This is a genomic window from Bacillus sp. BR3(2024), assembly GCF_039134555.1.
Taxonomy (GTDB): Bacteria; Bacillota; Bacilli; order Bacillales; family Bacillaceae_G; genus Bacillus_A; species Bacillus_A cereus.
In genome coordinates this window covers 227844-242180 of sequence record NZ_CP152438.1, presented here as the reverse complement: position 1 = coordinate 242180, position 14337 = coordinate 227844, and the positions used below count along the sequence as shown (strand labels likewise).

Genomic DNA, 14337 nt, shown 5'->3' with positions numbered 1-14337 from the left:
CCTAGTATTATTTTGTTCCATTCTTAATTCTTCAATAAATGAGTATTTAGAGTCCTACGTCTCTAAATGCAGCACGTACAGTCTGTGTTGTACCAAACGGCAATTCTCCATCTTTAGTAAGGATTTGTGCAGATCTAACTAATATTTGTACGGCATCTTTGAAATTTGCGTTTGTCCAAAGGTTTTGTAGTGCATGATACCATAGTTTAGCCGATTTTTCCGTCCCAATGTCCATTGCAACTAGATAAAAAGCTCTATTGAATATTCCACTATTAATATGTACACCATGATTGTCTGCAGGACCGTCAAAGTAATTATTCATGTGACTTGGTTGAGGGTCTTTCCCCATTAAAGGATTATCGAAAGCTGTTCCGGGTGCTTTCATTGAACGTAAAGCTTCTCCAAATAATTTAGGACCCATAATATCATTTCCTATTAACCAATCTGCATCATCTGCTGATTGTTTATTAGAATATTGTTTAATCGCAGTTCCAAAAACATCAGAGAAATGTTCGTTTAAAGCTCCAGATTGGCCTTCATACATTAAATTTGCAGTATATTGTGTAACCCCATGAGTTAATTCATGACCAATCACATCTTTAGAGTTTGCGAAATTAATGAAGATTTGACCATCCCCATCTCCAAAAACCATCTCATCTCCATCCCAAAATGCATTTAAGAAATTCACACCATAATGAACATTTAAAATTAAATCTAATCCACGATTGTCAATGGAATTTCTATTTAAAACATTCTTAAAGTAATCACGTACAAGACCTGCATATTCATATGCGTGACTAACAATTTCATCTGCGGTATTAGGATCACCTTCAGCGCGAACCATTTTATGACGCAATTCCCATTGATTTTCACAATCGTATACTTGACGTTGCGCTTGTTCATTTGATGAAAATTCTAATGATGGATTTTTACTAATTCCAGCTTCAACTTCCAACACATGAATGTCTTTTTCTTTTCTCTTTAACCTAGAGTCTCTACTATTTTTAATTGTTAATTGTGTTCCATCAATTCCGGATCTAGCCATATTAGATAGAATAGATGGTGGAACAAAACTACATTTACACTTGCTGTGCTTTTGGCACATAAAACCAACTCCTTTTATTAGATAGATTCGTACATCATTCTAACCAATAAAAGGTAAATTATTCCTTTTCGGGTATTCCATTAATTATTTATCAATATATAAATTTTGAATTTAAAAAGATTAAAAAAATATATGTGCTTATAATAAAAAATCGATTATTTTCTTAATATTTTAAGCATTTTTTTGCTATACGGTCTATAACTTAAAGGAAACGGGTTTAACTATCTCTAGTGAATAATTGATAAAGAAGGGAGCATAAAGGACATTCAAATCAGTAAAAAGAAGCAAGACTATCTGATTATCTATGTTTTTATGAAGGTATCCAGTGAAAACCTTTAAGATGGTTTAGCAATATATTAGAAGAGCCTATTTTAAGGATTAACTAGGCTTATTCACTATATAACTGTGTCTTAATTATTGATAAAATGATCTAGAAAAATTTTTTCTTTTTGTTTGTACATGAAGAAGAATAATAGGGAAAATAATTAACTTAAATATATGAATTATTTAGGTATTAAATTAGGCTGTGGAAAAGAATGGTGGTTTTTTTTGTATAATGAATTTATTCAGTACCCACATTTTAATAATAATTCTAATAGTGGTTATTCTTCTCAAAATGATAATTATAATAATTTTGATGATACGAAATCTATGCATACTGATTAACATCCTTCTAATTAAAAAATCGAGTTATAAAAAAAGAGGGGGATGGCATTTTTTATTGAAGTTTGTTTATAATAGCTTTTTAAGTTGATAGGGATGAATTTTAAAATAGATTATTAACCTCTTTGATAATTTTTATTTTCCTTATAGTATTTGGCATACTGTATTAAAAATTTAATATTTTGAAAGGAGAGTCAATCAATATAGGCAAGAAAAAAGAATAGGAAATAAGTGGTTGCTTATCAAGGTAGAAATTAAACGAGTTTTTGTTCATATAAACTAAATAAAGGGGTGTTCTTTATGTGTACTAGTTTGACATTACAGACAAAAAACGGTCAGCACCTTTTTGCACGAACGATGGATTTTACATTAGATTTCAATCAAGAAGTAATAATCATTCCTCGGCGTTATCAATGGAACAATATAACTGGTGAAAATATCAAGGCGAAACAAGCAGTTGTCGGGATGGGGATTAACTATCAAGGAAGGGTCATTCTGGCAGATGGAGTAAATGAATCAGGTATGACATGTGCAACACTTTATTTTCCAGGATTCGCTACTTATAGTAACAGTATAGATGACAATAAAACAAATCTGGCTCCATTTGATTTTGTGGCATGGAGTCTCACACAATTCAATTCTGTCGAAGAGTTAAAGAAATCTGTAGAGAGTATTTCTTTTTTAGATATATCATTATCTGTTTTAGGAGTTACTCCACCGCTACATTGGATCTTAGCGGATAAGCGGGGAGAATGTATTGTATTAGAGCCCACAATTGAGGGGCTAAAAATTTATGATAATCCGCTAGGGGTAATGACCAATAGTCCTGAGTTTAACTGGCATTTACAAAATTTAAGACAATATATAGGTCTTAAATCGCAGCCATATGCACCAACCCAATGGGGGGATGTATCATTAAGTGCTTTTGGACAAGGTTCAGGTTCGATGGGACTCCCTGGGGATTTTACTCCACCATCAAGGTTTGTTCGGGCGGCGTATAGCAAACAAAATATTCAAGGGGGAGATAACGAAGAGGAAGGGGTATCGGCCGTTTTTCATATCTTATCAAATTGTGAGCTTCCAAAAGGTGGAGTGATAACTGAAGAAGGTATAATAGATAATACTATTTATACAAGTGCAATGTGTATGGAGTCTGGCATATATTATTATCATACCTATGATTGTAGACAAATTATAGCCATACATCTATTTCATGAAAATTTAGATACAGATGAAATTAAAACTTATCCATTTCAGCGTAAACAAAAGATATATTATCAAAACTAATTAGATTTGGAATAACATCAAAAAGGCAAACTTAATTAAGTTTGCTTTTTATAATAGGCCATACGACTTATGGTATAACTTTTACACACTTACACTGATATTTATATATATAGTATTCTTTATTATATTTGTAATCATTTTAAGCGAAGGGTACGTGATTAAGATGAATAATACATATAATGAAAAGACACATACTCCCATTAAACAATTATTGAACAAATTTTCACCCAAATCCCCTGGCTTTGCATATATTGCTAGTTTTGATAGTGGAGTAACGTATAAAGGTGCAGTTGGCTTAGCTTCTATAGAGGAAAATCTACCGATAACCACAAAGAGCGTTTTTAATATCGCCTCAGTTTCTAAACAATTTACAGCGTTTTCTATACTACTCTTAGAACAAGAGGGAAGATTGGGTTTAGATGATTCAATTGTAAAGTTTGTCCCTTCTATAGGAACATATGCTGAACCTGTAACATTGAGACACCTAATTCATCACACTGGTGGACTAGTTGATTATATGGAATTGGCTGTATCAGCAAATATTAAATTTACAGATACATTAACTGTGGAAGAATCGTTAGAGCACCTTAAAAATCATCAAATTGCAAGGTTCCCAGTTGGCACAAAATTTGAGTATAGCAATACAGGATATTTTTTATTATCACAAGTGGTAGAGAAGGTAAGTGGCAAGTCTCTACGTCAATTTACAAAGGAGCGTATTTTTGATCCTTTACATATGAGAGACACAACAATTGTAGATTGCTACCCAACAACTATACCAATTATTAGTGGGTATTCGAAGAATGAGCAAGGAAAATATAAAATCTATGAAAGCCCTTGGGAACATACAGGTGATGGGGCAGTTCATACAAATGTTGAAGATCTTGTAAGATGGGGAGAAAATTTAACTACAGGCACCGTTGGTGGAAAAGAACTTGTTAAAAGAATGAGCGAAATAGGTCCGAAAATTTCTCCAACTGGGGAGACGATTATTGACAATGAAGATTATGCTTTTGGGCTAAGGCTTGCAGAAGGTTTTAACTGTCGATACTTGGAACATTCAGGTAGCTGGGCAGGTTATCGTTCACACTTCATGCGGTTTCCAAAAGAATATTTGACTGTTGTAGTACTAAGTAATTATGATGGATTTGACTCTAAAAAATGTGCTAATGAAATAGCAGAAATTGTTTTAGAAAAGTAAAAAATAGGGCGTAGAAGACAGTATCTAGATTTGGTTAACCTCACGTTGTTTTAGGTGTAATTGATTTTGAGAACGGAAGGCAAGCATATATATATGCCTGCCTTTTTTCGTATTAAAACGAACATAAATATTAATATTAATATTAATATTTATACAGTTAAAAAAATAATTAGAAATTTTTTAAATATAGATTAATTAATGAGGTCGAATTTTAAAATTTTTAAATTGATATATAAAAATTATATATTATGATTATCAAACTCAATTTTATTAAAAATTGAAATGTTAATTAATATTCCTATTGCTATTAAATTGACCATTAAAGAACTTCCACCAAAACTTACAAATGGAAATGGGGTACCTGTAAGAGGAAATAGTCCTGTAATACCACCTAAATTTACAACAGATTGCATACCGATCATACATCCTATACCAATTGCTATAAAACTGCCAAATGGATCTACACATAATTGTGCAATTTTTAAGGAGCGAAGTACTATAGTCAAAACTCCAGCCAATATAATAAATACACCAATAAATCCTAGTTCTTCAGAAACTATTGCCATTATAAAATCTGTATGTGGTTCCGGAAGATAACCTGTTTTTTGTATGCTATTTCCAAATCCACGACCAGTGATTCCTCCGGAGCCAATGGCAATAAAAGAATTTACAAGCTGGTATCCATTTCCTTGCGCATCAAGAAATGGATTGAAAATCGTAGTAATACGTTTCTTTTGAACTTCTGACAAACTATATTGAATCAAGAAATATAAAATAGGTAACCACAAAATAGAACTGATGATAGTTCTTTTGATTAGTAGATTTATATTTATTCCTGAGCATAGAAATATGCTAAAACCTATACCTAATATTAAAAGTGCAGATCCTAAATTTGGTTGTTTAAAGATAAGAAAAAAAATTGTAGCTAAAAAAAATAAAAGTTTTCCGATACCACTCCAGTTATTTTTAGCTTGTTCTTGTCGTAATGCAAAAAAACGGGCTGTTACAAGTATTGTTCCTAATTTTAGAAATTCAGCTGGCTGTATTCCAAAGATCCATGATTGAGCATTATTTACCACTTTTCCTTTCCATAAAACCATAATTAATAAAAAAATCCCCCCAACCATAATACAGATTGAGACTATTCGTTTTTTCCATATTTCATATGGGAGTAAAGCACAAACTATTAACCCTATTGTTCCTAAAAGTAGCTTTGTTAATTGAGAATCAACAAAATGTCTACTGTTATAACCGTAATGTTGGACAGCGACAATGGAGCTTGCACTATACATCATGATAATACCTAAAATACATGTTATGAATAGAGAAAGGAGCAATAGATAATCGAGTTTTAATATTTTTTTCATTTTAATATCCTCCTGATTTAAAACAAAACATAATATTACATTTGCTAATGAATAGAATCTTGTTCTCGTCAATTACTAAATATGACTTGTGTTTAGGAAGATTCTATCACTAACTCCCTGTTTTTTTTACGCAAAAATCCCCCTAGTATGTAACTAGAGGGATTCAAAATGGCATGATTAAATAAGGCTTTTCTCCCCCCTAGTAGAGCTTTGGCACTATACAACGTAAAGTAATGAAAATTCATTACTTAGCTATCTTAAGAAGAGCCTTAATCCGACAATTCCTGTTCTACCCATTGGCGTCTTTCGACATTTTTGGGCAATAGCCTGTGTTTGCATAGGAGCCTCACCTAACAGGTTAAGCAACATAAATTTTATGTATTTGTTTCGTGTAGCAAGCATAAATATATTTTTTTTGCTTGTCAAGCAACCATATTGCTAATTTTATCTGTTATATTGCTTTATAGTCCTTTGAGAAATGATATGAGAAAATGTATGTAATCATTCTGTATAAGTATATATTTTCAACTTGTAGTGTATAGTTTGATTAAGTAGTTTAACCATATAAATTTGATAAACAGTAAAGAAGATTTTAATCATAAAAGAAGATTTTTTTATGAATGTTCGTTTGATATACAGAATGACTAATTATTCATCTTCTGTTATAAAGTTGGAATTTGTTTAAAAACAATAAGTTTCATATGTTTTATAACGTTTCTTCGAATTAAATTTATTTGAATTCTATGTTTTTTTAGGGGAATTTTAAATTTATAATAAAATATAATTTCATTTTCCATAAAAGATTTTTTTATGAATGGAATTGAAAGTCAGTTGACAAATATTAAATTCTGGTTTAAATTTTGAAGTAATTCAATAAACTTTGTTAGGTGAGGCTCCTGTATAGAGAAACGCTGCTGCCCAAAAATGTCGAGAGACGCCAATGGGTCAACAGGAACGGTCGGATTAAGGCCCTTCTTAATGTAGCTGGTTATAAAAACCTATGCTATACAGTGCTAAAACTCAACGAGGGAGTGGTATACGATTTGATAGAAAGGCACCTCTGTGATTTTGGCAGAGCTGTCTTAATAATCATTTATTTGTATTGTAAAAAACCTTTACTCCTTTTTGAGTAAAGGTTTTTCTGTTTAATGTTATTTGTTTTATCTTGTCTATATTCAAAAAGGAGGTAATTCTAAATAATGAATTGATTGCAATGTAACTATTATTGCTCTAATAAAAAATCTAAGACAGATAAAATAAAACAAAACCACTCATGAAACTCTAGAGTCTCCCTTAGCAATATGAGGAGGAGTTAACATGAAGAAATTATTAAAAGAATTACTTGTAACCAAAAATAATTTGGATGCAGAGAAAGTTTTACGTCTTCCGTCGTATGATGTTGCGCAAGAAGTAAAAAGATTTTCAATTGAAGATCAAATCATATTGCTAAATACGATTCCCGTATTAAAAAGCTCTAAAATTCTTCAATATATGAGTGCAGAAGAAAAATATAATATCTTAATTCACTTATCTGAAAACAAAGCTAAAAAGTTACTAAATTTACAACCGATTGATGAATTAGTAGATTTACTTCTAGCGGTTCATCCTGAAAAACAAGCTAAATTAATGGCGTATCTAGACAAAATTACAAAACATAACGTAAAAAAATTGATGAATTTCAAACCTGAAACGGCAGGAAGTCTTGTCACAAGTGATTTTTTTGCAGTTAGAGGAAATTGGTCAGTAAAAATGACATTGAAGTACATTAGGGAACATTCTGAAAATGTAGAATCAATATCTTATAGTTATGTTCTTGATAGTCATGGTTATCTTGAGGGAATCGTTTCCATACATGAGTTATTACTAGCAGCAGATGAAGAGATATTATCTACTATTATGGTTCAAGAGGTAATTTCAGTACAAGCTGAAGTTGACCAGCAAGAAGTTGTAAAAAAGCTACTGAATTATAATTTAGCAGCAATACCTGTGACAACAGCAAATAATAAAATGATTGGTATTATCACTTTTGATGACGTAATGAGTGTTATGGAAGCAGAAGCTACAGAAGATATTCAAAAGTTAGGCGGAAGTGAGCCATTGAATCAATCTTACTTTGAAGCTAGCATTTGGAGCATCTTCTTAAAACGCCTACCATGGTTATTACTTCTTTTTGTTGCTGAGGCATATACAGGTACAGTATTAAAATATTTTGAAGATGAAATTGAAACTGTAGTTGCCCTTGCTTTCTTTGTTCCGTTATTAGTAGGTACTGGTGGGAATACAGGAACACAGGTTGTAGCAACAATTACTCGTGCAATCGGTATTGGAGAGGTCAAATTTAAAGACATTTTCCGTGTAATGAAAAAGGAATTTGCAATAGGTATGCTTCTCGGACTTGCACTTGGAATAGCTGGGCTCACTCGTGCTTATATGTTAGGAGTTGGAACAGAAGTTGCACAAGTTGTAGCAATTACTTTATTATTTATTGTTATTTGGGCCTCTCTTGTAGCAGCTGTTTTACCTTTAATTCTAAGAAAATTAAAACTAGATCCTGCAGTTGTTTCAGGTCCATTTATTACAACATTTGTTGACGGAACAGGATTATTAATTTATTTCATAGTTGCAAAAACGTTATTAAATTTATAAATATACACTAAAAAATGAAATTCGGAATAAGTATTTTGCCTGAATTGCTAAAGTATAGTGGGGAATTCAGACATGAGGAAATCAAACACTTTTGTATTTAGATAAATAATATTTTAATGGATTTATTGAATGTAATGAATGCTGGAGGATAAAACTATGAAACATCTCAGAAAAATCTTCAAACGAATTTTGCTTCTATTGTCTATTTTCATGCTTATTGGCATAGGCATATTATTTGGTACTAGCTATGGCCGAGAGCTTCGCATAACAATGGCTGGGAGTATACTAACTTCTCAGCATCCGCAATATGCGAAATATACATTCCTATCCCAAAAGGAACTAGATAAATTGCAAGATAGAATTAATCATCCGAAATGGTCAAATAGTGATGAGCATATTTATAAAAAAATAGCAGGAAAAAGATTAGAAGAATTTAAAAATCAGCCATTAGAAATTGATGTAGAAACGATTAAAAGTAACAAAGATAGTCGCTTTCTTTTTGAAGGAAAATTAGTTACTATTAGCAATCCCTTCAATGTTAAACTTGTTAGCCATCAAGGAACACAGGGCGCTAACAGAGGGGAAAAAATTAGCGTAATGGCAAAGCGTAATCATGCACTTGTTGCTGTGAATGCAAGTGGATTTGCAGATGAAACAGGAAGGGGTGGAGGAAATGTTGCTACTGGAATTGTAATAGAAAATGGGAAAGTTATTGATACGAATATGGATAGAAATACCCCTACAATTATTACAGGCTTAACAAAGTTTGGACAAATGATAACAGGAAATTATTCTACACAACAACTTTTGGATAAACAAGTCGTTTCAGCAGCAGGATTTATGCCACAGTTAATTGTAAATGGAGAAAAAATGATTACAGAAGGAGACGGTGGTTGGGGTTCTGCTCCGCGAAGTATTATGGCCCAAAAAGAAGATGGTACAATTATGTTTCTAGTCATTGACGGTAGACAGACGCATAGTATAGGGGCTACGTTAAAAGAGTGTCAAGATATTCTATATGAAAAAGGTGCTATAAATGCAATGGCTATGGATGGTGGTTCTTCTGCTACTCTATATTTAGGAGGAAAGGTTATAAATTCACCTTCTACATTATCACATGAAGATCGTTATTTACCTAATGCTTGGGTGGTAACAGCAAATCCGAAACAGAAAATAAGGATGACAATAGATGGGAAAAAAATAGATGCTAAAATACCAGATGAATTTGATATAAATATTTCAACTGACTTATAAATTTCTAAGAAAATGAAGGTTTAATTAAAGTTTAAAGACTAACATCCAAAGAGGTTTTAAATTAATACTTTTACCATTTAATATATATTAATGAAGTGCTTATAGAAACACTCAATCATATGGAAATTCTTTTAATTGAGTAGTATTTGCTACAGCTATATGAAATGGACAACCTGTACAACGAATTGTTGTAATCAGATGAGTAAAAATTAATACGCAGAATAAAGTAGTGGTCATACCTGAAAATCATTTGATAAATAATGAAGAAGATGTCGGTTTATATTTAAGCCTAGTATAATTAAAAATGAAGCATATTACGAAAGAAATGGGATTAAAAAAAGGCTTAGAAGAAATCAAAGGTGAAAAATTGAGAGATTAGCTTATAGTATATAGAAATTGCTTAACAAAACCGTTTGAAAACAGTTAGAATCTTTTTAAACGCCTTAACAACTTAAAATAGACTTTTAAGTTGTTTTGCATGTTTTTATATTGTTGTGGTATTTAAAGATCGATACAAACGAATCTGAGAGACTTTTTTTCGGGGTAACTAGATAAAATAAAGAATTTAATATAAAAAGCGGTGCTAATTTATAAATATAGTGGGATGAAAATATTATTTCAGATGAATATGAAAGAAGAGAGGAATGATAGAAATATAAATTGTTTAATCAAATTTTCTAATAAAAAAAGATTAAATAACTAGCTATATGATAGATGGTATTATTATTTTAAGAAGACGGTTTCAAAAGAACCGTCTTCTTTTTGTTTCTTTATAAAAAGATACAGATTAATTAATGCCCATTTTTATGTTTTATAAATGTAATAGATTTATTTTAAACAGCCTTTTTAGTAGTGGCTATTTTAAAGGTATTACTTCTCATGCTATAAAATTGTAGGCCTAATGAAATAATCATAGAAATTATCGCAAAGTAGATTAGAGCCATAGTCCCCATTCCAAGAGAAATTACTACTCCACCTAATGTGGCACCTACGGAACTTCCTAGATAGTTTATCGAACTATTGAGGGCCACAGCTGCACTTCCATGCTTAGGTTGATAGGATAATAAAATATGTTGCTGTGGTGCTCCTGATGCCCATCCCATTGCTCCCCATATGAAAAATGGTAAGTATTTTATAATTGTTAGATTAATCATTATAGGAATACATACAACTGAGACAGTTAAAATAATTAAAATAAGAGCCATTAAAGTTTTTGGTTTTTTGAAGTAATCAATTAAATATCCAATTGTTATACTTCCAAATAATCCACCCAATCCCCAAGCCCATAAATAAATTGTTAAATCACTTGTGCTATCAAGATCTTGTAATAATGGAGATAGATAGGTATATAAACCTAAACTTGAAATACTTGCAAAGAATGTTATTAAAACAGTGATAGTAACTCTTTTATCTAAAAACATTGCAAGTCTTTCTTTCATAGCAGGTGGTGCAGTGACTGGAACATGTGGTAGAAACTTAAGAATACTAATAGCAGCAATTAAACTAAGTATTACCACAAACCACATTGCTGATTGCCAATCAAACTTGTCTGCGATATAAAGACCTATGGGAACACCTAATACAGTTCCCATACTCATGCCACCGATTGTTAAGCCAAGTGCGCGTCCTTTCTTTTCTACAGGTACTAACATAGTTGAGCCTGCAACAGCTAAAGGAGAAAATAATCCAGCACCAACACCAGCAATCGCCCTTGATATTAAGAATATCGAAAAGTTTGGAGATACTGCGGTTAATGCATTTGCAAGTCCAAATACAATTATTGAAGTCAATAGAACTTTTTTTATAGGTTTACCTGCTAAGAGAGAGGCAAACAGTGGAGCGGATATTGCATAGCATAATGTAAATATACTTACAGCTTGCCCAACTTGGGATGCACTTTTTTGATAGGTATCACTAATTCCAGGAACCAGTCCAGCAATAATATAAGCATCGAATCCCAAGGCAAACATACCAATAGCTAAAAAGATAACTTTTTTCATAGTTCTGCCACCTTTACATTGTCAAGATTATAATAAATTATCAATCTTATACACTCTAGTTGCTAGTTTTATACAGATAGAGAATGATTATTGAATCAATATATAACTCTATAATGATGTTACTTACAATTATAATAATTGAGTTATATATAATTATTGAATAATGCCATAGTAATTAAAAAATCTGCAGATTAAATTAAGGTAAAATAACATTTGATAATCATTACTCGTCTAGCTTAAGTAGGTTAATATTAGTATACTTAATGAATGGGATTAAATAAAATGAATAATATTAATGCAAGGGATGAAAAAAACTCATGAGTATTATTAAGTATGAAATTTTTGAATCAGTTATTACAACGGGGAGTTTTACAAAGGCTGCCGAAAAATTAAACATGACGCAATCTGCAGTAAGCCATGCAATTTCTAGCTTAGAAAAGGAATTAGGAACGTCTTTATTCCTGAGAACTGGTCGGACGATTACTTTAACTCCTCAAGGCACTAAAGCTTATGAGTATATTGGTCAGATATTAAATATAAACCGTAAATTAATAGAGACAAATTTTAATGATCAATTATTGCCTAAAACACTGAGGATTGGAGCCTTTACAAGTGTAAAAAAACATATATTACCTCCAATTATGAAAGAATTTAATAAATTGTATCCGTTTATTGAAATTATAATATTTGAGGGGACTTATGATGAAATACAAGAATGGGTTATTAATAAAGTAATTGACCTAGGATTTACAATTAACGGGGAATTCGGATGTGAATCCGTCCCATTTTGGGAAGACGAGTTAGTTATAGCAACACCAAATAACTTAAAGTTAATTCCTGAAGATTGCTCTTTAAAGGATTTCTTTGATCAAAATAATATTATTATGCCAGCAGCGCCATACAGAAATCAAGTTGAGAAATTTTTTAATCAGCACAGTATAGAGCCTAAGGTTCATTCGTATATAAGTGACTGCAATACAATTGTGAAAATGATTGATCTAGGAATAGGTATTTCTATAGGACCAAAGCTTTTCTTAAAATCATTTGATAATATAAAGATATATGAATTGCCGGATAGACATTATAGAAATATATACATATCTTATAAACATGCTACAGAATTAACACATGCAGAAGGACATTATGTTCAGGAATTTATAAAAATAGCAAGGAACTTATTTTAAGTTCCTTGCTATTTTTTATCCTAATCGTCCAAATCCACTATTTTCGTTGAGCAAGACTCTTTTCTCAGAACTGTTATATTTAACTCTATAAAAGCTCGATTTCTTAGAATCAATTTCATTAAGTAATTCCTGTAAGCGAACTGCATCTTTTAGATTTGGAAAACCAAAAGAAGGTTCTTTTTCCAGCATAACAAAATCAGTAACATCTTTGACTACATTTATAATTCGCTCTATTTTTCTATCCCCATTATATTCGTGTTCAAGGGAGTTAAAGTATAACAGTTCTTCAGATTGTGTGCTAGTTTCTGTCCAAATTTTTACTGAATCTTCATACCAGTTTGGTGTGTCATAAGAGAGTTGTGCAAAAATTAATTGATTATTAGCATCCTGAAAAACAAAATCTAATTCTCTTCTTCTGAATAAGTTTACAAAACTACTATATCCTGTCACTACAGCACCATTTATTTCACCCATAACAGAAACGCTATCTGAAATTTCATCTCCAGAAATTGAATAATCAGACTTCACTCCTTGAATATGTCTTAATTGTAATGGTGAATTACCGTTGATCCATTGAACAAGATCTAAAGAGTGTATAATTTCACTGATAACTCCTGTTGTAGGTCGATAATCATTAATTCTATTTTTTTCCCATAAGAAGTTGGCACGTACTAATTTTAAATTATTTTCATTTACATATGCTTTTAATAATCGAGCGGCTTGTGAATATCTTGCAACCATATTTAAACAAAAGCCCGATGTGTATTTCAATAGTTTCTCTGCATTTTCTAACTTGAAATTTGGATCAACAAAAGGCTTTTCACATATTACAAATCCATTGAAATTTTGAATTGAAAATAATACTTCTCCATGATTTTCGTCGTTAACGGATATTACTAAAATATCTGGCTTAAATACTTCCAAGGCAGATTCAATAGTCGGATAATACACTAAATCAATATCTTTTTGAGATCTTGAAGTATAAGCAATATCAATATCATTATTGTAGAGAGATGAGATGTTCTGGAAAGCTTCTAAAAACATTTGACCTGAAAAACCCATTCCAATAATTAAAACTTTCATTTTGGTACGCTCCTATTCTATTGTTTTAAATAATAACTGTTCCCCAGTTTGGAGATAGCCTCTTTTTCTATTGAACTCTTCGGCCATTTTACTAGATTGGACAACAATTTTTTGAACATTATTTTCTTTAAACCAATTATGAAAAGCATCCATCATTGCTTCTGCAATTCCTAGACCACGTCTATCTTTGCTTACTACAAGAGATTGTCCCCAGCCAACTCGTCCGTTAAGTGCACCTACCATAGGAGCGCGTGAATCAATTATTCCAATAACACATGAACATATTTTTGCATCTTCATCATATTGACCAACCTGAATCAGTACATTCTCATTTGAAATATTTTCTTTAATCCAAACGCGATAAGCATTTTGCCAGGCCAAATTATCTTCTTCACTTTTTGCTGCATAATGTGTGTCACCACCAGATAATAAAATCTTTCTTAATTCCACTAATTCTTCAGTGTCTTGAATGGTAGCTTTACGAATTAATAATTTTTCTTGCATAATCAAAATTCCTCCTAAAGTTCATTGTGTGATGGATCTGTAT

General features: G+C 31.5%; 10 protein-coding genes and 2 riboswitches. Of the genes, 5 read left to right on the top strand and 5 right to left on the bottom strand.

Annotated elements, in window-relative coordinates; all coding sequences use genetic code 11:
* Positions 1-46: 46 nt before the first annotated feature.
* Positions 47-1105: a M4 family metallopeptidase gene (locus V7S45_RS28595; RefSeq protein WP_000336537.1), complete on the bottom strand. Its 1059-nt coding sequence runs from the start codon at positions 1103-1105 to the stop codon at positions 47-49.
* A gap of 963 nt (positions 1106-2068) precedes the next feature.
* On the opposite strand from V7S45_RS28595, the gene bsh reads away from it, so the two are divergent.
* Positions 2069-3055 (top strand): choloylglycine hydrolase, encoded by a 987-nt coding sequence (bsh, locus tag V7S45_RS28590; protein WP_025689978.1) that lies wholly within the window; start codon positions 2069-2071, stop codon positions 3053-3055.
* Between the two features lie 163 nt (positions 3056-3218).
* Complete coding sequence (locus tag V7S45_RS28585; RefSeq protein WP_088344697.1) at positions 3219-4256, top strand: serine hydrolase; 1038 nt, start codon at positions 3219-3221, stop codon at positions 4254-4256.
* 239 nt (positions 4257-4495) lie between these two features.
* Here V7S45_RS28585 and V7S45_RS28580 read toward each other — a convergent pair whose 3' ends face one another.
* The gene (locus tag V7S45_RS28580; RefSeq protein WP_342762132.1) at positions 4496-5623 is read right to left on the bottom strand and encodes an FtsW/RodA/SpoVE family cell cycle protein; all 1128 of its coding nucleotides are present in this window, start codon (positions 5621-5623) and stop codon (positions 4496-4498) included.
* A 188-nt stretch (positions 5624-5811) separates the two neighbouring features.
* Positions 5812-5988, bottom strand: a riboswitch (M-box (ykoK) riboswitch).
* 507 nt (positions 5989-6495) lie between these two features.
* Positions 6496-6661: riboswitch (M-box (ykoK) riboswitch) on the top strand.
* A 279-nt stretch (positions 6662-6940) separates the two neighbouring features.
* Here V7S45_RS28580 and mgtE point away from each other — a divergent pair.
* Complete coding sequence (gene mgtE, locus V7S45_RS28575) at positions 6941-8269, top strand: magnesium transporter (protein ID WP_342762131.1); 1329 nt, start codon at positions 6941-6943, stop codon at positions 8267-8269.
* 156 nt (positions 8270-8425) lie between these two features.
* Positions 8426-9523 carry a phosphodiester glycosidase family protein gene (locus V7S45_RS28570; RefSeq protein WP_167320055.1) on the top strand — a complete coding sequence of 366 codons (1098 nt, stop codon included), beginning with the start codon at positions 8426-8428 and terminating at the stop codon, positions 9521-9523.
* Between the two features lie 833 nt (positions 9524-10356).
* On the opposite strand, the gene V7S45_RS28565 is transcribed toward V7S45_RS28570, so the two are convergent.
* On the bottom strand, positions 10357-11523 hold the full coding sequence (locus tag V7S45_RS28565) for an MFS transporter (protein WP_000755603.1): 1167 nt from the start codon (positions 11521-11523) through the stop codon (positions 10357-10359).
* 317 nt (positions 11524-11840) lie between these two features.
* On the opposite strand from V7S45_RS28565, the gene V7S45_RS28560 reads away from it, so the two are divergent.
* Positions 11841-12707, top strand: a complete 867-nt coding sequence (locus V7S45_RS28560) for a LysR family transcriptional regulator (protein WP_025687816.1) — start codon at positions 11841-11843, stop codon at positions 12705-12707.
* A 15-nt stretch (positions 12708-12722) separates the two neighbouring features.
* Here V7S45_RS28560 and V7S45_RS28555 read toward each other — a convergent pair whose 3' ends face one another.
* Together V7S45_RS28555 and V7S45_RS28550 are read right to left on the bottom strand one after the other, a co-directional pair.
* Entirely contained in the window at positions 12723-13790 is a 1068-nt protein-coding gene (locus V7S45_RS28555) for a Gfo/Idh/MocA family oxidoreductase (protein ID WP_342762130.1), read from the bottom strand.
* A gap of 12 nt (positions 13791-13802) precedes the next feature.
* Entirely contained in the window at positions 13803-14294 is a 492-nt protein-coding gene (locus tag V7S45_RS28550; RefSeq protein ID WP_001156572.1) for a GNAT family N-acetyltransferase, read from the bottom strand.
* Positions 14295-14337 lie beyond the last annotated feature (43 nt).